The organism is Microbulbifer mangrovi (assembly GCF_002009015.1).
GTDB lineage: Bacteria > Pseudomonadota > Gammaproteobacteria > Pseudomonadales > Cellvibrionaceae > Microbulbifer > Microbulbifer mangrovi.
The window spans coordinates 1-212 of the sequence record NZ_LZDE01000005.1; the positions used below are offsets into that span (position 1 = coordinate 1).

A 212-nucleotide genomic window follows, 5' to 3' on the forward strand; every position below is an offset into this window, starting at 1 on the left:
GACGTTGAATATGAGTATGTAGTCAACGGCTATACATACACTTCAAGTAAAGTGAGCTATAGCGCTTCCGGCTCTAGATACTCTCGAAAAGTATTGAGAAAATTCCCGGAAGGGAAAAAGGTTACAGTGTATTTTGATTCCTTGAATCCGAGATACGCTGTCTTAGAAATGGGAAGTCTTGATTCAAGAGTGCTCGTTCAGGCTGGTATCTG

Annotated in this window: 1 protein-coding gene; it reads left to right on the plus strand. The window is 41.5% G+C overall.

What is annotated here, in order from left to right:
* Positions 1-212 (plus strand): DUF3592 domain-containing protein (locus B4U49_RS19525; RefSeq protein ID WP_420811450.1); only part of this gene is annotated, 212 nt, incomplete at both ends.